General features: G+C 55.6%; 28 protein-coding genes and 1 tRNA gene. 18 read left to right on the top strand and 11 right to left on the bottom strand.

The features are described 5' to 3' along the window. The first annotated feature begins 32 nt into the window (after positions 1–32). On the top strand, positions 33–341 hold the full coding sequence (locus tag AC1HCZ_RS02375) for a V-type ATP synthase subunit F (protein ID WP_479461945.1): 309 nt from the start codon (positions 33–35) through the stop codon (positions 339–341). A 45-nt stretch (positions 342–386) separates the two neighbouring features. Continuing rightward, entirely contained in the window at positions 387–1010 is a 624-nt protein-coding gene (locus tag AC1HCZ_RS02370) for a V-type ATP synthase subunit E (RefSeq protein WP_479461957.1), read from the top strand. Positions 1011–1111: 101 nt separating this feature from the next. Here the strand turns inward: AC1HCZ_RS02370 and AC1HCZ_RS02365 are convergent, their stop codons facing one another. After that, entirely contained in the window at positions 1112–1798 is a 687-nt protein-coding gene (locus AC1HCZ_RS02365) for a deoxyribose-phosphate aldolase (protein ID WP_479461944.1), read from the bottom strand. Between the two features lie 104 nt (positions 1799–1902). Between AC1HCZ_RS02365 and AC1HCZ_RS02360 the strand changes: the two genes are divergently transcribed. Genes AC1HCZ_RS02360 through AC1HCZ_RS02345 form a run of 4 tightly spaced genes read left to right on the top strand, consistent with a single transcriptional unit; the run spans position 1903 to position 4665 of the window. Beyond that, entirely contained in the window at positions 1903–3030 is a 1128-nt protein-coding gene (locus AC1HCZ_RS02360) for a 2-oxoacid:acceptor oxidoreductase subunit alpha (protein ID WP_479461956.1), read from the top strand. Next, on the top strand, positions 3027–3893 hold the full coding sequence (locus tag AC1HCZ_RS02355; protein ID WP_479461943.1) for a thiamine pyrophosphate-dependent enzyme: 867 nt from the start codon (positions 3027–3029) through the stop codon (positions 3891–3893). Before AC1HCZ_RS02360 ends, AC1HCZ_RS02355 begins: the two co-directional genes overlap by 4 nt. After that, a complete protein-coding gene (locus AC1HCZ_RS02350; protein ID WP_479461942.1) occupies positions 3890–4417 on the top strand; it encodes a 2-oxoacid:acceptor oxidoreductase family protein in 528 nt (175 codons plus the stop codon). The genes AC1HCZ_RS02355 and AC1HCZ_RS02350 overlap by 4 nt, the downstream gene beginning before the upstream one ends. Further along, entirely contained in the window at positions 4417–4665 is a 249-nt protein-coding gene (locus AC1HCZ_RS02345) for a 4Fe-4S binding protein (protein ID WP_479461941.1), read from the top strand. Before AC1HCZ_RS02350 ends, AC1HCZ_RS02345 begins: the two co-directional genes overlap by 1 nt. Positions 4666–5042: 377 nt before the next feature. On the opposite strand, the gene AC1HCZ_RS02340 is transcribed toward AC1HCZ_RS02345, so the two are convergent. From AC1HCZ_RS02340 to AC1HCZ_RS02330, 3 genes are all read right to left on the bottom strand, one after another. Continuing rightward, a tRNA-Gly gene (locus AC1HCZ_RS02340) sits at positions 5043–5121 on the bottom strand. 285 nt (positions 5122–5406) lie between these two features. After that, positions 5407–5646 (bottom strand): hypothetical protein, encoded by a 240-nt coding sequence (locus AC1HCZ_RS02335; protein ID WP_479461940.1) that lies wholly within the window; start codon positions 5644–5646, stop codon positions 5407–5409. A gap of 50 nt (positions 5647–5696) precedes the next feature. Then, a complete protein-coding gene (locus tag AC1HCZ_RS02330; RefSeq protein WP_479461939.1) occupies positions 5697–6401 on the bottom strand; it encodes a TIGR00266 family protein in 705 nt (234 codons plus the stop codon). A gap of 65 nt (positions 6402–6466) precedes the next feature. Here AC1HCZ_RS02330 and hemB point away from each other — a divergent pair, with 65 nt between their 5' ends. Continuing rightward, entirely contained in the window at positions 6467–7495 is a 1029-nt protein-coding gene (hemB, locus tag AC1HCZ_RS02325) for a porphobilinogen synthase (RefSeq protein ID WP_479461938.1), read from the top strand. On the opposite strand, the gene AC1HCZ_RS02320 is transcribed toward hemB, so the two are convergent. Continuing rightward, positions 7492–8739, bottom strand: a complete 1248-nt coding sequence (locus AC1HCZ_RS02320; protein ID WP_479461937.1) for a translation initiation factor IF-2 subunit gamma — start codon at positions 8737–8739, stop codon at positions 7492–7494. The two genes, hemB and AC1HCZ_RS02320, sit on opposite strands and share 4 nt — an antisense overlap. 150 nt (positions 8740–8889) lie before the next feature. Between AC1HCZ_RS02320 and AC1HCZ_RS02315 the strand changes: the two genes are divergently transcribed. Then, entirely contained in the window at positions 8890–9468 is a 579-nt protein-coding gene (locus AC1HCZ_RS02315) for an SAM-dependent methyltransferase (RefSeq protein ID WP_479461936.1), read from the top strand. On the opposite strand, the gene AC1HCZ_RS02310 is transcribed toward AC1HCZ_RS02315, so the two are convergent. Continuing rightward, positions 9437–10651: a hypothetical protein gene (locus tag AC1HCZ_RS02310; RefSeq protein ID WP_479461935.1), complete on the bottom strand. Its 1215-nt coding sequence runs from the start codon at positions 10649–10651 to the stop codon at positions 9437–9439. The genes AC1HCZ_RS02315 and AC1HCZ_RS02310 overlap by 32 nt on opposite strands. 162 nt (positions 10652–10813) lie before the next feature. Here AC1HCZ_RS02310 and AC1HCZ_RS02305 point away from each other — a divergent pair, with 162 nt between their 5' ends. Genes AC1HCZ_RS02305 through AC1HCZ_RS02290 form a run of 4 tightly spaced genes read left to right on the top strand, consistent with a single transcriptional unit; the run spans position 10814 to position 14352 of the window. Beyond that, complete coding sequence (locus AC1HCZ_RS02305) at positions 10814–11848, top strand: hypothetical protein (protein WP_479461934.1); 1035 nt, start codon at positions 10814–10816, stop codon at positions 11846–11848. Next, entirely contained in the window at positions 11775–12746 is a 972-nt protein-coding gene (locus AC1HCZ_RS02300) for a class I SAM-dependent methyltransferase (protein ID WP_479461933.1), read from the top strand. The genes AC1HCZ_RS02305 and AC1HCZ_RS02300 overlap by 74 nt, the downstream gene beginning before the upstream one ends. Continuing rightward, entirely contained in the window at positions 12743–13546 is an 804-nt protein-coding gene (locus tag AC1HCZ_RS02295) for a DNA glycosylase family protein (protein ID WP_479461932.1), read from the top strand. Before AC1HCZ_RS02300 ends, AC1HCZ_RS02295 begins: the two co-directional genes overlap by 4 nt. A gap of 38 nt (positions 13547–13584) precedes the next feature. Further along, a complete protein-coding gene (locus tag AC1HCZ_RS02290; RefSeq protein WP_479461931.1) occupies positions 13585–14352 on the top strand; it encodes a GHMP kinase in 768 nt (255 codons plus the stop codon). Here AC1HCZ_RS02290 and AC1HCZ_RS02285 read toward each other — a convergent pair. Next, positions 14331–15797, bottom strand: a complete 1467-nt coding sequence (locus AC1HCZ_RS02285; RefSeq protein ID WP_479461930.1) for a thioredoxin domain-containing protein — start codon at positions 15795–15797, stop codon at positions 14331–14333. The genes AC1HCZ_RS02290 and AC1HCZ_RS02285 overlap by 22 nt on opposite strands. Before the next feature lie 148 nt (positions 15798–15945). Here AC1HCZ_RS02285 and AC1HCZ_RS02280 point away from each other — a divergent pair, with 148 nt between their 5' ends. The 4 genes from AC1HCZ_RS02280 (at position 15946) to AC1HCZ_RS02265 (ending at position 21448) form a co-directional block, all read left to right on the top strand. Then, a complete protein-coding gene (locus AC1HCZ_RS02280) occupies positions 15946–16116 on the top strand; it encodes a hypothetical protein (protein WP_479461929.1) in 171 nt (56 codons plus the stop codon). 145 nt (positions 16117–16261) lie between these two features. Then, on the top strand, positions 16262–19186 hold the full coding sequence (ccsA, locus tag AC1HCZ_RS02275) for a cytochrome c biogenesis protein CcsA (RefSeq protein ID WP_479461928.1): 2925 nt from the start codon (positions 16262–16264) through the stop codon (positions 19184–19186). Positions 19187–19221: 35 nt separating this feature from the next. Beyond that, on the top strand, positions 19222–20880 hold the full coding sequence (locus AC1HCZ_RS02270; RefSeq protein WP_479461927.1) for a His/Gly/Thr/Pro-type tRNA ligase C-terminal domain-containing protein: 1659 nt from the start codon (positions 19222–19224) through the stop codon (positions 20878–20880). A gap of 28 nt (positions 20881–20908) precedes the next feature. Beyond that, positions 20909–21448, top strand: coding sequence for a PH domain-containing protein (locus tag AC1HCZ_RS02265; RefSeq protein WP_479461926.1), 540 nt, complete (start codon positions 20909–20911; stop codon positions 21446–21448). On the opposite strand, the gene AC1HCZ_RS02260 is transcribed toward AC1HCZ_RS02265, so the two are convergent. After that, positions 21441–22391: an AIR synthase related protein gene (locus tag AC1HCZ_RS02260; RefSeq protein ID WP_479461925.1), complete on the bottom strand. Its 951-nt coding sequence runs from the start codon at positions 22389–22391 to the stop codon at positions 21441–21443. The genes AC1HCZ_RS02265 and AC1HCZ_RS02260 overlap by 8 nt on opposite strands. A 119-nt stretch (positions 22392–22510) precedes the next feature. On the opposite strand from AC1HCZ_RS02260, the gene AC1HCZ_RS02255 reads away from it, so the two are divergent. Continuing rightward, the gene (locus AC1HCZ_RS02255) at positions 22511–22861 is read left to right on the top strand and encodes a hypothetical protein (RefSeq protein WP_479461924.1); all 351 of its coding nucleotides are present in this window, start codon (positions 22511–22513) and stop codon (positions 22859–22861) included. On the opposite strand, the gene AC1HCZ_RS02250 is transcribed toward AC1HCZ_RS02255, so the two are convergent. Then, positions 22858–24051, bottom strand: a complete 1194-nt coding sequence (locus AC1HCZ_RS02250) for a TiaS agmantine-binding domain-containing protein (RefSeq protein WP_479461923.1) — start codon at positions 24049–24051, stop codon at positions 22858–22860. The genes AC1HCZ_RS02255 and AC1HCZ_RS02250 overlap by 4 nt on opposite strands. After that, positions 24048–24293: an Lrp/AsnC ligand binding domain-containing protein gene (locus AC1HCZ_RS02245; RefSeq protein WP_479461922.1), complete on the bottom strand. Its 246-nt coding sequence runs from the start codon at positions 24291–24293 to the stop codon at positions 24048–24050. Before AC1HCZ_RS02245 ends, AC1HCZ_RS02250 begins: the two co-directional genes overlap by 4 nt. A 78-nt stretch (positions 24294–24371) precedes the next feature. Here AC1HCZ_RS02245 and pheA point away from each other — a divergent pair, with 78 nt between their 5' ends. Beyond that, positions 24372–25298 (top strand): prephenate dehydratase, encoded by a 927-nt coding sequence (gene pheA / locus AC1HCZ_RS02240; RefSeq protein ID WP_479461955.1) that lies wholly within the window; start codon positions 24372–24374, stop codon positions 25296–25298. Here the strand turns inward: pheA and AC1HCZ_RS02235 are convergent. Then, entirely contained in the window at positions 25295–26095 is an 801-nt protein-coding gene (locus AC1HCZ_RS02235; protein ID WP_479461921.1) for a KaiC domain-containing protein, read from the bottom strand. The genes pheA and AC1HCZ_RS02235 overlap by 4 nt on opposite strands. Between the last annotated feature and the right edge of the window lie 262 nt (positions 26096–26357).

Below are 26357 nucleotides of genomic sequence, written 5' to 3'. Positions count from 1 at the left end.
AGAGGGAGGAGGAACGACCTCGGGAGGAAAGTTTGGAGGAGGGTAAGGTCTACGTGATAACGGATCCGGACACAGCCCCCCTCTTCAAGCTGGCGGGGGCCTCGGTGGTGGAAGTGCGTTCGCCGGAGGAAGCTAAGCGGAGGTTGTTGGAGCTGCTCAAGTCCCCAGACGCGGCCGTGGTGTTGGTCTCGAACGACGTCGCCGTTGGAATAGAGGAGGAGGTGAAGGACATATCGTCTAAAGTGTCCAAGCCCGTAGTTACACTGATACCGGGGAGGAGGTACAAGCCGCCCAAGTTAGACCCCAACGAGGTCTTGCTCAAGGCGCTGGGCTTCGGGTGAGAGGTAAAAAGATCCGAAGTCCAAGAGTAGGGGGAGGAAGCCTTGGTGAAGGTAGAGTTCGCGGGGGACGTGAAGAACTTAACAGCTTATATAGAGAAGGACGCTAAGGTCAAGATAGAGACCGTAGTGGAGGAGGCTGTCAAGGAAGCGGAGAAGCTCCTCAACGAAAAGAGGGAAGAGCTCTTGGAGAGGGCAATTATAGACGTAGAGAAGCTGCTCTCCGACGTTCAGACCAAATTGAACGCAGAGAAAAGCTCGATAGACATGGAGGTGAGGAGGAAAGTAGAGGAACGCAAGAAAGAGCTCTTCCAGAGGGTGATAGAGGAGGCGCGAAAGAGGGCCGTGGAAGAGGCCGAGAAGAGGACTGAAAGGTACAAGAAGTTCTTGGAGAAGGCACTTACGGCGATGTCCAGCGAGGCCGGCGAGGACGAGGTAATAGCCTACGTGAGGGCCGAAGACGTGGAGGACGCGAGGGCCGTGGTGCAAGAGAAGGGTCTAAAGAATGTGGTTGATGTCAAGGACGTTAACGAAATAGGGAGGAAAATTGAGGGAGGAGTCTTGGGTAAGTCCAAGAACGGCGGAGTGTGGTACAACTACACCCTAGAGAAGTTCTTCGACGAGACGCTGAGGGAAACGTACTCAAAGGTTTTGGAGGTCTTGGGCTTCTAGCCCCTCGGCAAGGGAAACGTTCCCCACCGCCGGGTCGGCTTACCGTCGTTTCCTCACAGGGGATGAGGAGCCACGGGACGTGAGCGGTGATCGGACCTGTCTCAACCGACCTCCTTTATCCTCTTCAACGCCTCAACTATTTCTATACCAGTGCTGGTGCCTATCACAGAGGCGCCCGTCTCTATAAACGAGAGAGCTTGTACGGGCTCCCTTATCCCTCCGGAAGCCTTCACCTCTAGCCCCGGCGCCGCCATCTTAACAACGTAAACGTCCCTCAAGCTCGTCTTGTGTAAAGTGCCGGTCGCCGTCTTCAAGAAGTCCGCCCCGAGCTCGTACAGCACTTTAGCTACCTTTGCCAACTCCCCGTCGCTTAACACGGGCGCCTCGACTATGACCTTCACCACGTCGAACCCGACCGCCCTGGCAACGCCCAACGCGCTCCGCACGTACTCCTTGTACTTGTTTATGTCATCCTTAGCCAAGTAGGGAGAAGCCACAACGTCCACCTCTTCCGCCCCGGCGTCCCAAGCCTCTTCCATTTCAGCCTCTATGGCTCTCAATGGGGACTCCCCGAAGGGGAAGTTCACCACCGCACACGTCCTCCCCTTCCAAACCTCCTTGAAGGCCCTAACAGTCCTTGGAAAGCCCACTAGGGACCTAAATGGGTACTTAGAGGACCTTTCGGCAAAAGCCTTAGCGTCGTCATATGTGGAAACTAAGAGGGTCTGGTCTATTCTTGAAGCTAGCTCCTCGGGACCGTAAGCTTTAACTAAGGAGAGCACGTCCACTCCGGGCGCCCGTCGAATAGGAAGCGGGGCGGAGCTTAATGTGTGAAGCATAGTCAGATATATGCCGTATATTCAAACTCGGGCCGGGTCGCGGAGAGTTGCCAGTGAAGCCGGGCAAGTACTTCGAGAGCGGGGCTTGGGCCGCCTCTATGGGCGCCCTCGCTGTGGGGGCCAACTTCTTCGCCTATTACCCGATAGAGCCCGCTACGGACATAGCGGAAGAAATGATAAAGAACGGGCCGAAGCAAGGGATGGTCGTCTTCGAGGCAGAGGACGAAATATCCGCCCTCGGGGCCGCGATAGGGGCATCTTGGGCAGGGGCGAAGGCCTTCACCTCCACCTCCGGCCCGGGCTTCTCGCTAATGCAAGAGCACATATCTTACGCGGCCATGACTGAAACCCCTGTCGTGTTGATAAACGGCATGAGGGAGGGCCCCTCAACCGGCCAAGCCACCAAGGCCGCCCAACAAGACGTCATGCAGGCCAAGTGGGGCGGGCACGGCGACTACGAGACCGTTGTTTATTCCCCCCACAACGTTCAAGAAATGTTCGACATGACTGTTAAGGCTTTCAACGCCGCCGAGAGGTGGAGGGTCCCGGCGCTGGTAATGGCAGACAAAATGACTGTGCTCCTAATGGAAGAAGTAGTGATACCGGAGAAGGTAGAGGTGGTAAACCGCAAGAGGCCCAAAGTCCCTCCGGGTCAGTTCAAGCCCTTCGAGCCCGAGGAGGACTTGGTCCCGCCGATGCCGGAGTTCGGAGAGGGCTACAGGGTACACGTCACCGGCGTTACCCACGACGAGAGGGGGATACCGGTTAGCGAGGACCCCTGGGCACACCACAAGCTGGTAAAGAGGTTATGCGACAAAATAAGGAAGAATAGGGACAAGATAGTCGAGTACGAGCTCTACGGGGACCCCGAGCCGCAAGTGCTGCTGTTCGCCTACGGCTTCCCCGCCAGGGCGGCTAAGGAGGCGGTTAACTTGCTCAGAAAGAAAGGAGTGAGGGCTGCCCTCTTCAGGCCGAAGACCTTGTGGCCCTTCCCGGACAAGGAGCTCAAGGAGGTAGCGGCCAAGGCCGAGAAGGTGGTCGTAGTAGAGTGGAACTACGGCCAGATGCTCCATAACGTCTTGAAAGTTGTCCCCGAGGAGAAGGTTTCCTTCGTTTATAGGATAGGGGAGATCCCGATTCCTCCCGAAGAGATCTTGGAGGAGGGAGGTGTTAAGATATGAGCTTGGTGGAAGCTAGGAAGAAGCTCGAGCGGATGCCCCAGATGGGCTTGGCCCGGACCGAGGCATTGCCCCACAGCCTCTGCCCGGGTTGCGGGATAGGAACCATATTGAACTCGTTCCTAAGGGCTATGGACGAGCTCGCCCGAGAGGGGAAGCTGGACCCGGACAAGCTGGTGGTGGTCAGCGGCATAGGCTGTTCCGGCAGGATCAGCGGGTTCATCAAAGTAGACTCCATGCATACTACCCACGGAAGGCCAGTGGCCTTCGCCACCGGGATAAAGCTGGCGAAGCCGGAGCTGAACGTTTGGGTGTTCGGCGGGGACGCGGACTTGTTCCAAATAGGCTTGAACCACACCCTCCAAGCTGCCAGGAGGAACATAGATATAAACGTAGTAATGGTGAACAACTTCAACATAGCCATGACCGGAGGGGTGCCCACCGTCACCACCCCGCCGGGCTCGGTGACCAAGTACTCCCCCAAGGGCTGGCTGGAGAGGTCCTTCAACATCCCCAAGCTCGTGGCTTCGGCCGGCGCCACTTGGGTGGCGCGCTGGACGACCGCTCACCCCTTCCAGCTGAAGAACGCCTTCAAAGAGATGGCACTGAGGAAGGGCTTCAACTTCTTGGAAGTGGTGTCCCAGTGTCCGGTGCTCTACGGGAGGTACAACAAGTTCAGAGACCCGTACAGCATGGTTGAATACTTCATGAAAATGAGCAAACCCGTGAGGAAGCCAAACGACCCGCAAGCGCTGGAGGAGGCCGCCATAGAGTTCGGCAAACCCATTTTAGTGGGCAAGTTCGTGGAGAAGGAAGCTCCCGAGTACGTAGAGACCTTGTACCAGATGTTGGGGGTGAAACAATGATTCAAGATGTAAGGATAACCGGGATAGGGGGTCAAGGAATACTTACTATGGGGAAGATATTGGGGGCCGCGCTGGTAAGGGAAGGAAAGTACGCCACGCTCGTACAGAACTTCGACACCTTCATTTCCGGAGGAGAGAGCACGGCTGACATGAGGGTCAGCGACGAGCCCGTGGAGTACCCGGTCTTCGAGTACGCGGACATAACAGTGTTCATGGCGCCTAAGACCTACCCCAAGTACATAAAGAAGGTGAAGGAAGGTGGGGTCGTAGTCGTAAATTCCGACGTTATAAAGGAGAGGCCGGAGGGTAACTTCAAGGTGATAGAAGTGCCGGCGTCCTCTATAGCTAGGAGGTTGGGCAACGTGAGGGCGGCGAACATGGTCATGCTCGGGGCGCTGGTGGCGAGGCTGTCCCTAGCGAGACCCGAGGTAGTCGAGGAAATAATAAAGGATAGGTTCGGGAGCAAGGCAGAGCTTAACATCAAGGCGTTCAGGGAGGGGTTGAAGATAGGGGGTGAGGCTTGATGGCCAAGTGGAGGATTGAGATAATTGAGGAGTTCTGTAAGGGATGCGAACTGTGTGTCAAGGTTTGCCCCATAACTAACCTGTACAACGCCGGGAAAGTGGACAAGCCAGTGTTGAGGATGAGCGACCGCTTCGGCTACCAAGGGTACCCGGTAGTGGAAGTGGTGGACCCGACGAAGTGTACGGGCTGTCACCTATGCGACTACACTTGTCCCGACTTGGCTATCCACGTAATGAAGGAAGAGTGATTTTTTCAGTTAGTCCCCTCGCGCGCGGACCTTCGTCCTCAAACCCCTCCTCGCTTCGAGGCCCCGCCCGAACGGGTGAAGGGGACGCAACCCCTCCCCGACGAGGTCGTCCGCGCTCGGGCCGCTCGAACACGACCACTTCCTTCACTTTCAAACCTTCTTGATTTCCTTTCTAAACCGTTGAAGAACGCCACGTAAGCCTCGCCGCCTTCTACGGCGATGGCGCAAGCGACCTTTGTCTCCCACGCCCCGAAGTCCTTGGGCTTGAGGCAGCTGGGCCCCAGCGCGCTAACCTCACTGAGCTCGAGGAGCGTCCCTAAGCTGTGGGACCCACGGCCTTGGTTGTGCAGAGGGGAGTGGAGTCGAGTTGGAACTTCTGGTGCGGCGGCCGGGATTTGAACCCGGGATCTCCGGCGTGGCAGGCCGGCGTCCTAGTCCAGGCTAGACGACCGCCGCAGCTCCCGGGAGAGGGGTCGGAGGGTTGTTAATAAATTTTTTGATGAAGCGCTTTCGACCTCGCGGGTCCGAGGACGTTGAGACCTCTTTCGACCTAACGCTGGAGGACGGGGAGTTCGTTCTCCCCGGCTCTAAGGCGGTGCACGAATAGTCGATTTTATTAAATTGGCCAGTTGCCAATGGCTTTTGTCTTTCGGTTTTTTCTTTTTTATTTTAATGATGAAAAGATAGCTCAACTTCTCCGTCATTTAAGTGATCCTCCAACCACTTGGGCTTTGCCCTAGGTCAGGGCTCGCCGTTACTAAGAAACCCTACTAAGCCTTCCAGCAGGCTTACCGGAACGAAGAGGGTTGCGATTACATTCTTTATCGTGCTATTTTTGAAAATCAACTCGGTTAGGGATGCTGCAAGAGAAACGTAAGTTTGTACAGTTTTTCCGTCTAGGTCGAATTCTGCCTTGAAGTATCTGAGCACGTTACCCATACTTGTGACAAACAATACGGTGTTATTGTGCCCGTCCACCATTGTTATCCCTCAACCACGTCTTAACATAGTTTATGGAAAACGTTTTCCTCTTACAGCCTCACCCGGAAGAGCTCCGCCCACTTAGACGGCATGAACCTCGCTATGGCTGCTGCCAGCGGGGGCAGTATTCTGGTCTGTACGTAAACCGTCGTGGGCCCCCTCACCCTTATGATATATCCCTCTCCTCCGGTGAAGAAGCTCTTCAGTCCGCCGAACTTCTCCACCCTCCACTCCGCGTCGTCGGGGAGGGCCACGAAGTGCATGTTGTCTATCACAATTTCTTCGTCAACATTTATTTTCAATATGTCTCCGTAGCTGGAGACCCACAGCCCCCCTTCGCCACAAGCCCTCAGCCAGACCAAGTCTCCCAAGAAGAGTCCCTTCTGACCCTTCCAAGCTAAGTCGAGCTTCAAGTTTCCGAAGTGGGCTACGTACGAGTAGTCTTGAACGATCCAACACTCCCCCTTGACCTCTATGTACTCGACCCCTCCGGGGAGGCTCGGGCTCAACCAAACCACGCCCGGCCCCTCGAAGACGTTGTGGAAGACGGTCTCTCCGGTCAACAGCTTCCGTCCGACGGCCTCGGCCAGAGCCTTCAAGACGTTGTTCTCTTCCTCCAAGTCTATTAGGACGGTGTCAACCTTTAAGTCGCCTTTCATCATCATCATAGCTCCTGCCTCTGCGTAGAGCCTCTCTCCCTTCTCCAGCTCGACCCTTATTACAGGATAGGCCTCGCCCTCCAGGGCCCACTTCAAACCTTTCGCCCCCGGAAACTACCGGATATATCCTCGGAAGCTTTACTGTAGAACGGAAGAGGGCCTTGAGCTTTCCGAGGCTCCGCCCGCGCAGGCTGAGGAAGAACTTGTACCTCAGGGACTTGGTCTCGGAAACTAGGATATCCCCCAGAGATTTCATATACCCCATATTCGTAAAAGAGGGCATAGACAAGCCGGAAGAGATAGGCGCGATGCCCGGCCAGATGAGGTGGCCGGTAGGCGAGGCGCTGGTGAAGCACGTCCAAGAGGCCTTGGACTTGGGAGTCAGGTCGGTGCTGCTCTTCGGGATACCCAAGGAGAAGGACGAGCTCGGCTCTTCGGCCTACGACGACGAAGGGGTTGTCCAGAGGGCTGTAAGACTCCTCAAGAAGGAGTTGGGGGACGAAGTGGTGGTCTTCACGGACGTCTGTCTCTGTCACTACACCTCTCACGGCCACTGCGGGGTGTTAACTAAGAGGTGCCGGGGCGAGCTCTGCGAGTACGTGGTGGACAACGACAAGACGTTGGAACTGTTGGCGAAGGTAGCCCTCTCCCACGCCAAGGCCGGGGCCGACGTAGTAGCTCCGTCCTCTATGATGGACGGTATGGTATTGGCCATAAGGGAAGCCTTAGATAAGGAAGGGTTCGTCGATGTAGCCATTATGAGCTATGCAGTAAAGTACGCGTCCGCCTTCTACGGCCCCTTCCGCGAGGCCGCCGGCAACGCCCCGCAGCGCGGGGACAGGAGGACCTACCAAATGGATCCCCGGAACGGGGAGGAAGCCTTGAAGGAGTCCCTCTTGGACGTCGAGGAGGGGGCGGACATACTAATGGTGAAGCCGGCGCTCTCCTACTTGGACGTAATAAGGAGGGTTAGGGAGGCCTTTCCTCACTATCCCCTAGCCGCGTACAACGTCAGCGGAGAATATAGCATGGTCAAGGCAGCGGCCGAAAAGGGGCTGGTGGACGAGAAGAAAATAGTCCTCGAGATACTACATTCGATAAAGAGAGCTGGCGCGAACATAATAATAACGTATCACGCATTGGAGGCCTCCAAGTGGCTCAAGGAAGGGTTGGACTTGAAGGTATTCTAGTCTTTGACCGTTCCCCAGCCCGCCAGCCTCCAGCGGCCTTGTATTCTCCTGCTGAACGCCACTCTGGCCCCCTTCCAAGCCACTGCCGGCCGCTGGAGCTTCACGGTCATCTCGTCTTTCTTCAAGTCGGTTACGACCCCTATGGTTATGTTGGTACCTATGGTTAACATTAGGACCTCTCCCCTCCTCAAGGGGGTCATCTTCATCTCGCCCCCTCTAAACCCCACCACGCGGTCGAGCAAGTGGTACTCTAACGTGAGCTGATCGTAGACCGGCGGCAACTCGCCGGGCCTCCCTACCACGCTCCCCACGAGCGCGTCCGCCTTGGTCACCGAGGGGTCCAGCCTGGTGCCCACCGCCACCAGCCCGCCGGGTTTGGCCTCCTCCACCTCAACGTTGCCGAACCTCAAGCTTACGACCTCGCTCTCCAAGGGGACGTACTCAACCTTGTTTCCGCTTCTGACTGCGTAGCCTGGCCTTATCTCTATCCTGTCCCCCACTCTCAGCTTCCCCCTCATTAGGGAGCCTCCCACCACGCCCCCCACGAGCTTTTCCGGGGGCGTGCCCGGCCTGTTCACGTCGAAGCTCCTAGCTATCCACATAAGGGGCGGCGACTCCAAGTCCCTAGGAGGCGTGGGTATTTCCTCTTGTATGGCCTCCAAGAGCGCGTCTATGTTTGCCTTGTGCAGGGCGCTTACCGGCACCACCACCGCGTCCTCCGCCCAAGTTCCCTCTAAGAACTTCTTGATCTGTTGGTAGTTTTTCATAGCTTGTTCCTTACTTACCACGTCTATCTTGTTCTGGACTACAACTAACTTCCTAATTCCTATTATGTCCAGAGCCATGAAGTGTTCCTTGGTCTGCGGCTGAGGACAAGGCTCGTTGGCAGCTATGACCAGTAGGGCCCCGTCCACCAGAGAGGAGCCGGAAAGCATGGTAGCCATCAACACCTCGTGTCCCGGGGCGTCGACGTAAGAGACCCTCCTCTGGAGGACGGGCTCGCTCCCCTTGGGACACCTCGGGCACTTGGGCTCCGGGGAGTAGGCGTCGGGCTCGCGACAGTCTGTACACTTGTATATGTCCCCGTCAGCGTATCCCAGCTTTATGGTCATGCCCCTCTTGAGTTCCTCGCTGTGCTTGGCGGTCCACACGCCGGTGAGCGCTTGGACCAAAGTAGTCTTCCCGTGGTCCACGTGCCCTACCACGCCGATGTTAACCTCGGGCTGCACTTCCCTCTCTTCCACTCCTATGACCCCGCGACCCTTCCGGGAGAAGGCCTTAAGAAGGTCGGCTCGGACGAGAATTCCTCCCTCACCGTTCGGGCGGGGTTACCCACCTCATCGCCAACCACAGGGGAGATAAGGGTGAGAGTTTTGAGTGCTTAGGGTCTTGTTGTGGAAAAGGTAGTTCCCTTCATACCGAGCCCGCTGAAAGTGGTGAGGTCGGCCCTCGAGCTGGCCAGGGTGGGGCCGGGCGACGCGGTTTACGACTTGGGCTCGGGAGACGGCAGGGTTGTCGTGTTGGCGGCCAAGCTGTACGGCGCCAAGGCGGTAGGAGTGGAGGTCGATGATGCATTGGTTTTGTTATCAAAAATGAAGATAAAAGAGGAAGGTCTCGAAGACAAGGTGAAAATACTAAAGAAAGATTTTAGGGAAATAAGCTTGAGAGAGGCCACGGTGGTATACTTATACATATACTACGACGTAATTAGGGACATGATATTGGATAAGTTGGAAGAGCTCCGTCCGGGAGCGAGGGTGGTGACGTTGGAGATACCTGTCCCGGGCTGGATGCCGGTGGCGAAGAGGGGCGTCCAAGACGAGGCCGGGGTAGTTAGGACTTTGTACTTGTACATCAAGGGGATTTCGGACCCCTCTTCGTGGAGGAACGAGGAAGCGCGCAAGGAGTGGCTAGAGGAGTTCCAAAAGAACTTGTGGGGCCTCACCTACTTAACTCGCTCAAAGTCCTCTTGAAGCCGTAGCCTTCCAGCTCGAGCTTCAGCCCTCTGGCGCTCAACTCGTCCACGTACGACCACTTGTTGGCGGTTACGTTTATGCAGACCTTAAAGTCGTGTAACGACTTCAAATAGACATACTCTACGTCCAACGTCTTGTCCGGCATGAGCCTCCTGTCCAAAATTACCTTTAATTTCACTAACATGTTCAAATCCAAATCCGGTGCCAACGGAGGCGACTTGAGACAGACGACGTACTCCCCCGGCCCCGCTTCGGTCGCCGGAACCCCGTCCTTGAACCACTCAATCTGAGCATACTCAGAAACGAATTTTAAAATCCTAATAACGTCGTAGACCGGAATTGAGGCCACGACAGCGCTGCACTTCCCGGCCTCTTCGTACTCCTTTAGAGTGCACTCTTTCAAGTACAAGTCTCTCAGCCCAACGTAAATTTCTGTGTCCTTAAGGCGTAACTCGATCGTCCTCTTCTCATGAGGCTTTAGGTAAGCTTCGTAGAACATCTCGTCGGCGTCGTCTTCGTAGTCCCCCCATATTTGGAGAACTACCGTATCGTTTGACTTGTTCTCCACTACCATTCTCAACTGCCGACCTGGCGTTAGAGGCAACTTAGTTAAGATCTTAATATCCAGATAGCGCGGCTCGGCGTCTAAGACCTTGTAGTACACGAAACGGCTTATTTGAACCGAATCGCCCGAATTGGTGGACGCCTTCAGATCTACATAAATTCCCCTTACCTTGGATAACAACCCCAAGATCGTTTTGACCGCGGTGTACGCGAGGGAGTACGGGGGCGCTCCGAGGCCCCCGGAGGTTAGAAGCTTAGCGGACGCCGACAGTATGCCTTTTATTATGTTTTCTTTCCTTTGTTTCTCGAGCAACGAGATAAACATGTCAGTTCCCTTGATACTTGCTATGCAATTCTCCCTACCAGGAACTCCGACTAAGTGAACTGTGAACAACTCCACGTCCTTGCCCATTTGGACGTCTGCCTTGAACGACGCTTCTAACGTAACCGGTACGCTCGAGGAAGCGCACGCAGCGACGAACGCGCTGCCGCGCTTGGGGAACCCGAAGAACGTGCTTAACGATTTCGGAACGAAGTAGACGACGCTGTAAGTTTTGTTGTTTAGAACGAAATCGGCCTCATCGATTGTTACGTTAAGCTTTACAAGCTCGAACAAAAACCCGTGTGCAAGGGAAATACCCAGCGTTAACAAGAGCGCTAGGAGGCCCCTCACGTTTCCATCGTCAACGTGAACTCAGAGGACCATTTTGAACTGCGTGTAAGGCGGTAAGGAATCTCCTGAAATTAGCGCCCTCGAGGAGGAGCCCGCGGGAGCGACTTGATAGCTAGGGCCTTAGTGGCTTACTCATTATTGATTTTCACTATAGCTTTCTTGGTATCTCCCTTTTTCACTAACCTCCACATGAACTTGATGAGGGCCGCCCTAGTCCTCTTCCCTCACGGGGTCGCGCTCGCCTACGTGGCCAGCTTGAGTAAAGATAAAGAGAGGTGGAGCGTCTACGTCAACGTCCCCTTGTTCGCCCTGCCGCTCAGCTACGATTTAATGAAGCATTATCTGCTACTGCCTTCCCTACACCTAGCCTACTGGTCGTTTAGGTCCTCTTTCAAGTGGAGAGGACCATTCAAGAGGTCTCTTCAAATGGTTACCATTTCCTACATAGCTTTGGCTATGTATTCAGTAACTAGTGCTGACCCCGTTACGGACGCGGTGAGACTCCTAGCCTATCCGTTCACGTTGATATATGCGGTCTCTTGCCAGTCGTTCCCCAAAACCTTCGAGGACGAGGCCCTCTGGCCCTTGGCCTTTGCCAGCTCTCTCCTAGCGTTCGCGCTCCTCGCCTACCCCAACCCCTCCTACGCGTTGGGCTTAGTATCCCCCTTGACTTACTTGTTCGCAGCTAAGTTCTACAACCTTCCTAAGTATTATAGGATGGTGATGAAGGCCAAAGGGGTAGCGAGGAGGGCCCAAGAGTACTTCTGGTGGGGTCACGCCTTCGTGGTCCCCTCGTCCTTCTTGCCCCTCTTGGTCAAGTGGCCCTTGGCCTCGCTGCACCTCTCCCTCTTGGGCTTCGTCGCCCTCCACATATTCGTTCACTTCCCCATGATGATTCCAATAATTCTGAGAACACCTAACAAGAGGAAGTACTGCAAGCTCCCCTTCCCGCTGGCCCTCGCTTCCGCGCTCCTCTGGCCCTACCACAGACACTTGGCCTACTCTCTGTTCCTCTTGGCCTACATAACGCTATTGCTCTCGACCTTCGAGCTCCCCGGGGAGCGAAGTGCTGGCGGTGGCGGTGCCGAGAAGGGAGGCTCAGAGGGTCCTCGAGGAGCTCAGAAGAATGGACGTCATTGATCAAAATTATAGGATAAAGGAAGTCGGCGACAAAGTGCTCATACCGGTCAAGGTCCCAGTGGAGGGCTACGAAGTTGTGGAGGCGGAGTTGGAGAGGAGAGTGAAGCCGAGGAGCTTGAAGGAGTGTTTGAAGGAGAGGCTGGGGGAGGGGGACTGGCCACGGTCCTTCAGCGTGGTGGGCGACGTAGCGGTCATCTCGCTGAAGGATGAGGGATTGTTGAAGTACTCGAAGGAGATCTGGGAGTGCGTAAAGGCCTCTCAGAAGAGGGTCAAGTCCCTCTGGGCCAAGCTCGGGACTGAGGGAGAGTACAGGGTGGCGAGGTTGGTCCACCTAGGGGGAGAGAGGAGGACGGAGACTTTGTATAAGGAGTACGGATTAACGTTTAAAGTAGATTTGGCCAAGGTTTACGTAAACCCCTCGCTCAGCGAGGAGCACAAGGAAGTAAGCGACGCGGTTAGGGACGGAGAATCAGTTTTGGACATGTTCGCCGGCGTCGGCTTCTTCCCCGTTCACATAGCCTCCAAAAAGAGGGCACTGGTAGTGGCAGTTGACTTGAACCCCAATGCTGTTAAGCTTATGATAGATAATATCGAAATAAATAAGAAAAAGCTGAAAGGGACTATAATACCGATCATGGGCGACGCCTTGGAGGTGAGCAAGCTATTCAAAGAAAAGAGCTTTGATGTAGTAATAATGAACTTACCGCACAAGGCCGAGGAGTTTTTAGAAATTGCTAAGAGGTTGGCAAGGAGAATTATAATACTTTACACTGTCGGAACGAAGGAGGAGGTAGAGATGAAGTACCCCGGCTGTGAGAAGAAGGGAGTGCTAGACTACTCTCCCGGCAAACTCATTTGGAGGGTGGAGCTGACCCCGGCTTGCTGGGGCGAAGTTTGAGGTACCCGAGGGAGAGCCTCGCGCTCTACGCCTTCAGCTGGCAGTTCGACGGGAAGTGCGGCTACGGGGAGTTCGAGGGAGCGCCCTTCAAGTTCTGCCCTCCCAACGAGGCCTACGGGGAGCCGGAGGTAATCTCCAAGGCCTTGGGGCTGAACGAAGATTTGGACGAATTTTATGAGGTCGCGAAGGACGACCCGCTTTTGTGGTGTGTGGCTAAGAGGTACTGGGGGCTGAGGCCGCGAACGCTCGGTCTCTGGGAGGCCGTCGTTGTGGGCGTGGCGCAACAGAACGCGAGCTTCAAGCAGGCGTGGTCCAACCTCTACAAACTCCACCTAATTGCGTCAAGGAAGGTGAACGTCTTCGGAAGGGAGTACCTAAGGTTCCCGGGGCCGGAGGAGGTGGACGAGAGGACTTTGAGGGCCGCGGGCTTCGGGTACAGAACGAGGTTCGTAATGGCTGTAAAGGAGGTACTTGAGGGCCACAAGCTCTCCTGTTCGGAGGTGGACGTCTTAAAGGGAGTGAAGGGCATTGGAGACTACACGCTGGGCTTGGTGAAGCTGTTCGCATGTCGCGACTATTCCGCCCCCGTGCTTGACCGGTGGCTGAGGGCAGTTTACGAAGAGGCTTACGGAGGGCTGGATAGGTATTACGAGTTCGGGAAGTGGAAGGGCCTCGTCTCCTTGTTGACCACCGTAGCCTTGGACGCCGTTCCGCTCACGAGGGCCCTAGAGAGGGTGAGGAGAGGCGAGGTCTGCCCCTCGGAGGAGCCCAGCCCTCTAACCCTCTGGAAGCACTTCTGATACCTCCTAAGCCCTAAGCCTCGCCGGGCGCGGAAGGGTTGTGGCTCGAGGTCCCGCTGCACGTCAGCGGCTTGTGGAGGCCCGTCTGGAGGAGGTCCCCCATAAGCACCGGCTCCTTGGGGGCCGGGATCTTGCTCAAGCCCGGGGCGGTCTGCGTCCCCGGCGGCCCGCGTCCTCCAGTGCCCACGGCCATGGGGAGGGTGGAGTGCAAGCTCCCGGTCCCCGTGGGGAAGGGGTTCGCGACCTCTGCTGCAATAGCCCTTGCCTCTGCGATTTTTAAGTACAAGAACTTCGTAGAGGCGGTGGCCAAGGCACACGCGGCAGAAGTGCTGAACAAGACCGGTTTGGGCGACGTTATGGCAATAGCCTACGGAAGGGGGGTCGCGGTTAGGACCGAGGCCGGAGGGCCGGGCTGGGGGAAGGTGTTGAGCGTACGGGTCCCGCACAAAGCCTTCGTGGTCGGCTTTACCGTAAGGGGCCCCTTCGCCGACACCCCGAGCATGCTCTCTTCCCTAGACGTGAGGGAAGCTTTCGAAGAAGCTTGGAAGACCTTATTAGACGGGATGGACTTCTACTCCTTCTTAGATGCGTCGGAAGCCTTCTCCAGGAGGGTAGGGTTCCTGAAGCTGATGGACCCGGGGGTCTTAAGGTTGCCCGGAGTTATGGGGGGTTACGTGAAGAAGTCTGCGGCGGTCGTGTTCGTCGAAGGAGCCTACCTAGAGGACGTACTAGGTAAAATAAAAAAAGTTTACAAGGACGCGAGGGCGTTCGTTCCGGCCTCGTTCTACATTAAGGTCATTCCGTAGAACAGCAAGTATATTCCCGCAACGAGCATAAATGCGTTGGTTATAATCTCTATCTTTTCGCTATTTCTAATTATCTTTTCGGCCAGCCCTCTGACCCTCGGCCCCGCCCAGCTGACTGTGAAGAGCGGGGCCGCCACGCCCAAGGCGAAGCCGGCTAGCGTCTGTGGCCCCCCGCCGCTGGCTATCAAGAGCAGCGCCCCTATGACCAAGGGCAAGTTACACTGAACTGACAGGAAGCCGTAAATGAAGCAGAAAGCCTTTCCTCCGCCCTTGCCCAATGAGCCGGCGCTGAAGCTTATTGGAAGCTTCAACAGGCTTGCGACGCTTATAGCTACTATTACCGTGCCTACCACCGGTATCAAGAACTTCTGCAGTTCCAAGGCCGCGGTGGAAAAGGTCAAGAACAGAGCCCCTAGGAACGCGACCCCTGCACCGGCCGCGAGCGCGCATCCAATGGCCGAGAGGACGGAGGACTTCCTCTCCCTTAAGCTCCTAGTTACGTACGTTACGAACAAAGGGAAGTTGCAGGGGGACACCGCGGCCCCTACTCCGGCGGCCAGGCCTACCAAGAACATGAGCGCCGGCGCGGCAGATTCCGTTGATAATATATTCGTGCTCTCGACAGACATAGGGGCGACTTCGACCTCCCTCTTCCCTATTAACACTTCGCTGACCGCTTCTAAGAACTTGGCTGCTTCTTCCACTGTCTTCTGGTCGAGCGGGACGTTGTTTCTCTCGGCCATGCTCCATATTCTATCCTTTATGGCCTCCTCGTTCCCCAAGAGCTCTTCGAGCGTGGCCTTCCTCCGGTAGGCCTCCAGCAAGAGTTTCCCTAAGCCGTTCCTCTCGCTCCTCGCCCACGCCAACAAGTCCTCCCTAGAGGTGGAGGCGGGTGCCCCGTGGCAGACGGAGCACTTGGCCAAGTAGGTCTGGTAGCCTCTCAAGACCGGAGTGCCGGCGGCGCTGAGGGCCCAGTTTAGCATGGCCTCGGTCACGTTCTCAGCTATAAACTCGCCCTCGTGCCTAGCTACGGGCTTCCCGTTCTTAAAGAGGATGAAAGTGGGAGTGCCCTCGACCTTGTACTTCTGGAACAGTACGGCGCTGTTCGTCCCGTATACTACGTCAACGAACTTTATCTTCCCCTGGCTCATTTCCAGCTTGAGCCAGTAAGGCATCATCCTCTCGCAGTGGGGACAAGTTAAGCTCCTAAACATAACTGCGACGTACTTGTTCTCTTTTAATACTTTCTCGAACGCCGGGACGTTATAAATAGTATAGGTCTCGGTAGAGACATAGTTACTGCTTATGTAAGATTCGTACCAAAGCAAGCCCGTGGCCAAGATGCTTCCGATGAGAGCTAATACCAGAAGCGCCGTCCCGACCTTCTTCTCTTCTTTGAACTTCTTGAAGTCGAGCCTCCCCGGCCCTCCGAGTCTGACGCTCAAAACCCTCAGAACCCCCGCCGTTCCGGAACTTAGGGGTTATGATGTGGGTGCTCCCCTTTCGAACCCCTTCTGACGACCAATTAATTTAACCCCGTCGAACTCTGGGGCGCAAAGACGCTGCCTCAAGGCCCCGATCTCGGACGAGGAAGTGGGCGGGCTGAAGACGGTGAACACAGGCGAGGTCGCGTATTCCACTTCGAATAAGGAGAACGTCGTGACCGGCTCGTTCGTTCTCGATGTAGACATAAGTGTAATACCGAGGGAGGGCGCGGATGAAGTTGTAAGCTTCGCGCCGGGTCCGGAGGTCGCAACGGAGTAGCGCGCCTAACGAGAGAACAAAGGCGAGCGGGGGTCGTGTCCGTTAGGGCGTTACTTACGGCTAGCGGAGATCCTTACGGGAGCTAAACCTCCGAAATGCGATTATTATTAAACGTGTCCTTGATCCCCGCAAGGGGTTCTAAGATTTGTTGCACTGGACCGGTTACCCCCCTCTGGTCGCAGCAGCTCTGTTAGCAGCCGCTTGGTACTTCGCGCTCACGAAGGAGGAAGAGAAGTCAATTAAGTTTGTAAATTTAGGAACTCTAATAATGACAGTAGCGTGGGTGCTCTACGTTATACCTTTCGTTACCCTAGACTTCAGCTTACACGAGGTTTACTGGAACTCCAGCGAGGGGTTGCCCTTCTGGATGAGGGTCGCCACTTCTTGGTCCGGCGGCGGGGGCAGCTTGTTCTTGTTTACGTTCATAGCCACCATAGCTCTGTGGTGGAGCAGGAAAGCTGGGAGGCCCTTTCTGCTCGTAGCCATACCTCTGGTCCTCGTCGGGCTATTCGCCGCCTATATGAACGACGCATTTACATTAATTCCCGGAAACCCGATAACGGGGGCGGGCCTCAACCCGCTGCTCAAGAGCCCGTGGCTCTACCCCCATCCCTTGACGACTTTCGCCGGTTACGCCTTGTTGGCCATATCAGCCGTTGCGCTAGCCTTGGGCCACGCCAGGGCGAGGGTAACTTACAATATAGGCTGGGCGCTGCTCACCGTGGGCATAGCCCTCGGGGCCTACTGGAGCTACGAGACCTTCGGATGGGGAGGTTACTGGGCTTGGGACCCCGTGGAGACCAGCGAGCTGTCGGTCTGGCTCGCCGCCACCACGTTACCGCACTTGTTCGCTTTGGCCCTCCGGGCGGCGTTGGCCTTCTCGCCGTTCGTAACCTCTTCCGTCTACCAAGCGATGTTCGTAACTAGGACCGGCCTCAGTCCCTTGCACAGCTTCGCCGGCGCCAACTTGGGCTCAGCGGTGCTGTTCTTAACCGCCATTGTAACGTTCTTGTGGTGGGTCAAGGAGGTAAGCGACAATTATAGGGAATTCATCGCGATAGTTAAGAGGGTTGTCGGGCGGAGGGAGCCGTACTACGTAGGCACGGCGCTTGCGTTCTTCTCCCTTCTAATAGCTGCCTTGTTCGTTTACGCCACCTTGTTCGTACCGTCCTTATTAGTGGTCATGGGAAGGGAGGCCAGCATACCGCAGCAGTCCTCCGGGATAAGGTACTTCCACCCGGTTCTGTACCCGCTGCTCGTAGTAATGTTAGCGTCGATGCCTATGGTGTTTCTCAACGAGGCCGGGTGGAGGGCAATACTTTCCGCTGAGGCCGCAGCTCTCCTGCTATCGACCTCGGCGGCCTTGGCGACTTACTTAGGCGAGTTGAGCTTGGCATACTTCACCCCCAAGTTAACTAACGTAATGATGGCATTCGGGCTGCCGTTGGCAGCTTTCAGCCTAATTACTGCATTATACTACATAGCTAGGAGGTACAAGCTGATAAGGGACTGGGGAATAACGCTGTTACACGTGGGCGTGGCGTTAACTGCTATCGGGGTCTTAATGTCCGGCACCTACGCGTACAACAACTCTTACTTCTTTGACTTCAACTTGAGGCCCAGCGAGACCCATGCCCTCCCCGGCGGGAGCAAGCTTTACTTTGGCAAGTACGAGTACGAGCTGAGCGATTCTCTGGTAGACATAAAGAGTAAATACTTGGAAAAGAGCTCTACCTACTTCTACGCTTGGTTGGCACTAAAGACCATATCTCAAGACCTTTCCATGTTGTTGAAGTTCTTAAAGCAAGCAAACCAAACCATCAATTCAGAGCCGTTGCTCAAGGAGCTGTTCGTGATATTGAAAGACAGAAGCCCCACGTTCGCCAATCAAGGGATGTCGGTCTACAGCCTCGGTCCGGTGGAGCCCTTCTCTGCCAATTACACTTACCTCAACATTACTGACGTCACAAACGGGAAATATAAGATAGTTAGAGAGAGGGGCAAACTGTTCTTCGGAGACAACGAAGGAGTGGTTTACTTCTTGTTCGGTCCTAACGGAAACGTAAAGTACTACTTCGCCTTGTTGACTAGAGGGCTGGGCATAAACTACAAGGGTAACTTGACGTTCCACGAAGTGTTGTACGTTAGGCTGGAAAAGCCCGTAACGTTCAAGATAGGCAACTTCACCGTAACTGCGAGGGGGTTCACCGTCTACCCGATGGGTAACTTGCTGGAGGTTCACGGGCTCAAGAGCTTTACTCAAGCTCTGGAAGTGGTGGACGGGAACGTCACCGCGGACGGGAAGGTGTATCCTAACGGGGCCTCTGTGACCTCGGGCTTCGTGACCTACTTGCAAGCCCTAAACGACCCCGTGGTTTCAAGCATACTCGCCGACAAGGAGCTCTTCGAGTTTTTGTCGAACCCTAAGAACGTCGAAAAGTTGATAACGCCTCCGAGGGGGCACAAGTGTCTCAACCCTCACTGCGAGGGCTACGTGAACGCGCCTCAGTACGTGCCCGAGACCATAAGGCTGAGCTTGGACTTCTACTCTGAAAAGGGAGGCCAGAGGCACGAGTTCCACACGTCCGTGAGGTACGAGGCCTACGGCGAGATACAAGGCATCCACGGCCTAGTCCCCAAGGTAGTACACCCCAGTTACGGCCTCACAGACTTGTACGTGGCCATTAATCCTCCCGTAGTGTTCAGTAGAACTAGCAACATGATATCGTACCACGACATGTTGTTGATGTACCTCCACAAGGTGTTCGATAAGTACAACGTGTCCCAGAGGTTGGCCCTCGCCGCGCTCTTCGCTGCCGGCTACAACATCAACGTGATCAAACAAGTACCACAAACACACTTGCCGGGCTTCTTAGAGCAAGCTACCGTAGAGCTCTACCTCCTCGCCAAGAACTACCACAGCCACATACCGGAGAACGGGCTGTACGTGCAAGCGAAGATGATACCCGGAGTGGTCTTCGTGTGGACGGGCTCGTTAATGATGGCGCTAGGCGCAGTGATAGGGGCGCTCGCCCACAAACTTCCGCGAGCTCTTTCTCCAAAACTATAATTCGTCCTACGCTCAGCTATAACGGAGACTAAGTAATGAAAGTATTGGTAGTGCGCAGCAAGAGCTTCACCACAGGGAAGGATAAGTTGGACGACGCGTTGGTGGCTTTCGTTGCCGTAGAGCCTGGAGACGAAACTGTAATAGACGAAGTGGTGAATGACTTGATCAATTTCATGAAGTATTCCGGAGCAAAGGTGTTGGTCGTCTACCCTCACTCGAAGCTGAGCCCCATACCGGAGAGCTATCACAAAGCCATGGAAACTTTGCGGGAGCTGATAGAGGGTTTGCGGAGGAGGGGAGTCCCGGTAAGGGAGGTAGGGGCCGGGACGGAGGGCTTCGTGCTGGAAACCTTGGGCGTCCCGGCGCTCCACGAGTTCCGCTCCTACGGCCCCAAGAAGAGGCTTCAGACGCTCGCGGAGTACGTGGTGAGCCCGGAGGGCGAGTTCAAGGGAATAGAAGAATGCGGGGACTCTTCCTTATTAAAATTAGTAAGGTTCGTAAACGGCGAGCGGAAGATAGAGCACGACCCGTACGTAGAGAAGTTCTGCCGCAAGTTCGGCTTCGCGGAGGCAGAGGTGGCCCCTAAGGGCTTCTGGTCCCTCTTACCCCACGCCTACTTCATGTACTTGGCATTCACGGTCCACGTCACCTCCGTCCTACAAGCGCTCGAGGTCCCGACCATCTCAATAAAGACGCCGGAGGTGGTTAGGTACGGCTGCGACATCTCGTGTTCGAACGGCTTCTTGAGGTGCGACGAGTTCAAGGAACACAAGCTGGTACTTGAGAAGTATGCCGGACCCGAAGACTTGCCTTTCGCGCTGTTTGAACAGCTCTTGTTGTTTAGGGAGGAAGATGACCTCTTCCCTTGCTACAGAGCTAAGGAGTTCCACGTACCAAAGATAAGAGTTTTCGTTCCCTCCCTCTCGGAAGCCTCAGACGTGGCGCTCACCTTGCACGAACTAATCCACACTGAGGTCGAGAAGCTCGGAATGAAGTACGTCGTGTCCTATACGGTATCTGAGGAACTCTTTGAGGAAGTCAAGGACTTGATTATAAAGCTGGTCAAGAGGGACAATCGCTGCGCATACTTAAGGGTAGTCCGCTCTAACGATATATTCATCGATGTTGAGATGCACGTAATTAATTCCAGGGGCTATCCCGTCGAACTCGGAACGTGGAAGATGAGGAAGAACGTCATGTGGGGACGAGAGGTCTACACGATCTCGGCTGCGCTCCTCGGATCTTTCGAGCGCTTTGCCTACGTGATGTTCGACAAAGCGGCCAAGAGCTTGAGGTCAGGGGAGACTCCGGAGCTGCCCGCTTGGCTGTCCCCCATACAAGTTAGAATCATACCCCGGACCCGGGACGTGTTGTCCTACGCGTTGACTATCGCGGAAGAGCTGAGGGAGAGGGGGATCAGAGTGGACGTGGACGACAGGAACGTGCCCCTCTCCCGGAAGTTGAAGGACGCGGGGGAGGAGTGGATACCGTTCTTACTCTTAATAGATGAGAGGGAAGAGAGGCTCGGGAGGGTCATACTGGTTAAGAGGAAGACCAACGACCGGGAGGACGTGAGCTTGGAGGAAGTAATAAGGGTGGTCTCGGAAGAGGTAGGGGGGTACCCCCAGCTCCCCCAGACGCTCCCGGTGTTGTACTCGAAGAGGCCCAAGTTTGCCAAGCCCGATGAGGACTAGGGCAGTGACTGAGGAGGTGAAGTAGGTCTTGAGCGCTGAGGGAATCTCCTTCAAGCCCACCCTGAGAGCAAGGGCCGGGGAGCTGTTCCTATTGGCGCTAGCCCTCGCGCTGACGGTCGCCTCTCCGCTGTTGGAGGGGACGCGCTTCTGGACGTCCTTAATTACAATAGCTGTTCTCTCGGTGATTTCTCTCAAAAGGAAGTCAATCTTAGTGCTAATACCCTTGGGCCTCACCGCCGCTGCCGTTTATTCGTCCGTCAAGCTCTTACTGATACTATCTGCCGTTATCGCATTGATAGAAATAGCATTCATCGTAATCTACAATAACTCAGTAGAATACTATTTCAACGACGATGGCTTAATAATAAGGGTGGAATTACCAGTATACAGTAAAACGAGAAACGTGCCCAAGAGCACAATAGCCGAGGTTTCGGTAGAGAGTTCTCCCGTAGGCAAGCTCTTGGGTTACTCGAACGTCACCGTAAAGCTTAGGACCGGAGAAGTGGTCAACGTAGTAGGAGTGCCCAAGAGGGACGCTGAGAAGCTGGTGAAAAAGTTCGTCAGTTGATGATCACCTTACCCCAAGGGGTTTCTATCTCCGTGGGCCCCTTCACCACCTCTCCGGCCCTCCACGCCTTAAGCCCGTCGCTTTCGAACTCCTCAACCACTTCTTCGGAACCTATTACCAACATCCCCACGCCCATGTTGAAGGTCTTATAGGCCTCCTCCGGCCCCATCCCGGCCGCCTCCACTATCTTCACGAACCCCTCCGGGACGTCCCAGGCCTCCAACTTCACTCCCAACCCCCTGGGGAGCCTGGAGTGGACCTTGTAGAAGGCCCCTCCGGTAACGTGAGCCCCCCACTTGGCCTTGCCTCCCTTCATGGCCCTCAGAAGGGGGTTGTGATAGTTGGCAACCGGGGCGAGGAGGAAGTCCAGCGCAGGCTCGGGGTCGAGCAGCCCGGCTTGGATCAGCCTCCGGATGAGCGTGTACCCGTTGGCGTGGGGGCCGTTCGAGGCCACTGCTATCACCGGGTCGCCGGGCTTCGGAGAGGCGGGCCTCGCCTCCCTCACGCCCAAGACCGTACAAGAGACGTCGTAGCCGTTGACCACGTCCGGCATTATTGCAGTTTCCCCGCCGGCGAGGAGGGCTCCCAAGGCTTCGGCTGCCTTACTCATTCCCTCGGCAACCTCCCTCGCCAGCGTCGGATCTCCCCTTTCTACGGCTAAGTAATCTACGTAGGCGAACACCTTGTAGCCCTCGCACGCGACGTCGTTCGCGTTGACCATTAGGCAGTCCCACCCGGCCACCCAGTTTCGGGAATACTTTCGGAGGAGCTCCGTCTTGGTGCCGACTCCGTCCACGTGCAAGGTGACCTCCCCGCAGACGCTGAAGGAGGAGGCGTAGCCACCTAATCCACTTGCAAGCTTCTTGCTCTTCTTAAGGAACTGTTCCTCCATAGCCTTTTGGGCGGAGACATCCACCCCCGCCTTGGAGTAAGTCCACCCCACTCGTCCCACCGGGCCCTTGACGGCTGTTACCTTAGAAAAGTAAGCGTATACTTTGAGTAAGCACCTTTGCCTTTCTCAGAAAAAAGGGTGAGGGCCCGCTGAAAGTATTGGGGGTGCGTGTGGAGAAGGTCAAGCTCACTGTAACCCTCTCGTCCGCGCTCCCCCGGGAGGCCGTGACGGAGTTGCTGGAGTCCCTCAACGCGGTTGGGAGGTACGTGAGGAACTACCTAAACGTTTATATAGACATAGAGTTACGCGAGGTCGCGGGGTGTTTCCCGACTCCCCACACGGTTCACGAGTTCCACGAACACTTGCTAGATTGTGAGGACACAAAGGTGGAAGTAGTGGTAGAGGGGGAGGAGAGCAGCGACGCCGTGTCAGAGGCACTGTACCTAATCAAAAAGACCTTACTCGCCTCAGAAGGCTTAAGGGCGGGGATGAGCTGGGTCGGCGTTGCTGACGCGGCCTAATGATGATCGAACCCGTGTGCGACCCAAATCGCGCAACCGGGCCTCTCGCATATCCCCCCTTCGGGGGGCCACGCGGGGGAGCCGTAGTCCCCCTCCAAGTGGAGCTTCCTCCCTTGTATTGGGAACAAGGTTCCCTCAAACGTCTTTACTTCCAGCCTCGGGAGGACCTCGGCCTCGTAGCCGCACCTCTTACACCTCCTCGCCAACGTTCTCTTACCCAAGCTAACCATCGGCCCCCCGCACTTCGGGCACCTCGGCGCCCTCTTCCTCCAAAAGACCGCCCTTAGCCCCCTCAAGGCGGCCACTCCCTTCGAGCCGGGCTTGACGACTACGTCCAGCTTGACCGAAACTTTGTTCTTATAACCCCTCATCTCCTTAAATATCTTGGTTATTCCAGTCTCATTGAACAGCACGTAATCTCCGAAGAGGACGCCCTCTCCCCTAACCTCGTACTCCCCTTCGAACTCCTTCTGAACGAACTCGTAGGGGTAACCGCAGCCCCCGAGGGAAGGTTGGTAGGAGTGCTGGTTAGTCCTAAACATCGTGGCCAGCCAGAACGGCTCTCCCGTGAACAGCTGGAGGGCGGCCCACATAAGGGGAGGGTGGGAGCCCCTGAGACCCAAGAGCACCGGGTCGGGGCCCCGGGGGCAAACCACCTCCGGGGAGCTCTCGTGGAGCGAGGGGTAGGTTAAGTCCAATAGGGCCTCGTAAACGGGGTGAAACGAACACCTCCTGGGCTTGCCCAAGTTCTGGGGAAGCCTATAAGCCAACAGCTCGAAGTTCCTCAGCCCCTCCGCCGCCCCCGCGGCCACCGCGCCCACCAAGGCCTCCTTCCTCCCCCACCAGAGCCCCTCGAAACTCTTGGCTACCTCGTCCGGGTCCAACACCTTCTCCACGGCCTCTGGGTAGACCTTAGGGAACTCCTCCCCCACCGCCAGCGCCCCCCGCCCCGGGGCGCGCTCCAAAAACGCCTTCGCCTCTTCGAACAGCTCCTCCGCGTTCCCTTCGAATACCAAAGCTACCGCCGCGTTCCCCCTAGTCTTCCACGGGACCGCGGGGTTCAAGCGGACTAAGCGCGGATAGTCTAACATGCGGAAACCCTTGGAGGCCAAGTGGAGGGCGAGCAAGCTGGCAGTTAGCGTGGTGCACCCGGAGCGAGGTTCGTCGAAGCTGTCTATCGCAACTATCATCTCTGGAAGTGCTTGCCCTCTACAGCTATAAGCGTCAGGGTGGACCTAACTCCCTTCAAGTTTCTTATTTCGTTAACTACCTTCTGTATCTCGTTCAAGGTTGGTGACTCTATCTTCGCGACTATGTCGAAGGTCCCGTAGGTTATGTAAGCCTCCCTCACGGACCTTATTGTCTTGAGCTTCTCGAACACGTCCAACTCACCGCCTATCTCGGTGTTTATGAGAACTATCGCTAACGCCAACCTTCGCTACCCACGGCGGCTCGCACGTCCATCTTATTAGCGTTCCTCCAAGACCCTCGCGGTGAATACTTGGACGTAGTGGGAGAGTTCTTGAAGCTAGCCGAGAGGGTAGTGAGGGAGAGACCCGCTGGGCTGCCCTCCGGCGCGTGGCCGGAGGAGCTGAAGCCGGTGATAGAATGGCTCCGCTCCCTCAACCCGATGAAGGTCAAGGTGGCTTACTTGGGCCCCCCGGGGAGCTACACCCACGAGGCTGCATCGTTGGTGTTCCCGAAGGAGGAGCTTGTGTCTAAGAACAGCATACCGGACGTCTTCGAGTCGGTAGAAAAGGGCGAGACGGATTTCGGGGTCGTGCCCATAGCGAACAGGCTCGAGGGCCCCGTGAACGAGACCATAGACTCCTTCATGTTATCTCACGTGAAAGTTTACTATGATGTAGAGATACCCATAAGGATAATGTTGGCTTCTGGGACAGTCAACGACCTTAAAGAAATTAGGAGGGTTTACGGCCACCCCATGATATTCAAACAAGCGACGAAGTTGTTGAAGGAGTTGAGGGCAGAGCTGGTCCCCACGAGCAGCACCTCCGAGGCCGCGAGGGTGGCATCTCAAGAGCCCGGGGCGGCCGCGCTTTGTTCCCCAAAGGCCGTCGAAATGTACAAGCTGAAGGTGTTGAAAGCCAACGTAGAGGATAAGCCTCACAACGCGACGAGGTTCTTCGTAATACACAAGAGGGACAACCCGGAAGGGGACAAGACCGCCTTGCTCGCCTCCGTTCCCCACAGGCCGGGCGGCCTCTTCGAGTTCTTGAAGCCTTTCGCGGAGAGGGAGATTAACTTAACTATGATATATTCGAGACCTCTCAAGGATCATCCTTGGAGGTACGTGTTTTACATAGAGACCGAGGGTTCCGGGACTGCGCTCAGGGAGGCGCTGGAAGAGGCGTCCAAGATATCCTCGTTTTTGAAGATATTGGGCAGCTACACCAAGCTCGACTTAACGGGCTAGTCCAGCTCCATCAAACGCTCCTCCAAGGCCTTCCTCGTCAGACCCCTCTTTACCCCCTCCACAACCTTGGAGGGGAGCGTTACTTCGTCCCTCGTGTACTCCACCGGTCCCTTGACCCTCATCCCCTTCCCGTCTACTATTTCTATCTCGTGGACCCTCAAGGAGTGGGGGGTCTGCCTCATCTTTTCCACTATGACGTACCTCTTCAGCTCCCATCCCTTTATCATCTTCTTGAACCTTATTATTCCATCAGCCACGTGTTCTATTCCGAAACCGAAACCGAAGGAGGTGGTTATAGCGTACTGGCTGGTCGCCACTATGGTCATATTCCATTTGTTCAGAACTCTCTTTACTAAGTAACTATACTTCCTAGCCATTGCTGGTTTATCTAACCAGAAAGCGCTCATAGAATCTATGACTACTCTCGCGTCGCCGTAACCCAAGTACTTCTTCGCTTCAATTATCTTGTTTAAAAGTTCCTCGACCGTCAGCTCTACCATGTTCCACTGGTCCGTCTTATCCCTTAACAATGCATCTATAATTACCATCTTCTTTTCCTCTATAGCTTTGTTGAAATCCATTCCAAACTGAGCGGCTTGGGAGATTATGCTTTCCCTGCTCTCCTCGGTGGTTACGTATATCACCTTTTGCCCGTCCACCACTCCTTTCCAAGCGAAGTGAATGCTGAAGACCGTCTTCCCGGTGCCGGGTTCCCCGACCGCCGCTACCAAGAAGCCTTTGGGGATCCCTCCGGCGATCAAGTCGTCGAAGCCCTCTACTCCGGTTCTTAGCCTCACTTCCCGTCACCGCTTCACCTACTTGGCTCAACCCCAGTTTTAAGTTAGGACGATAAACGCCGCCCCCTTGTCATATCGTAACTATGAAGTCCCTAAGTGGGCTAGTATAACTCATCATCAACTTTTTCTCACTCATCATTTCCATTTTCCTCATTGAGCCCGTGGGAACACGCTATATTCGGAACCGTACCATTACTATTCTCATTTCTCAACCCCCTTATATCTTTTCATGGGAACGCCCAAGGCCTTGGGGGTAAGGGCA

The sequence above is a fragment of the Ignicoccus sp. genome, assembly GCF_056435145.1.
The sequence above is the reverse complement of the archived record's forward strand: the minus strand, read 5'-3'. Positions and strand labels throughout refer to the sequence as shown.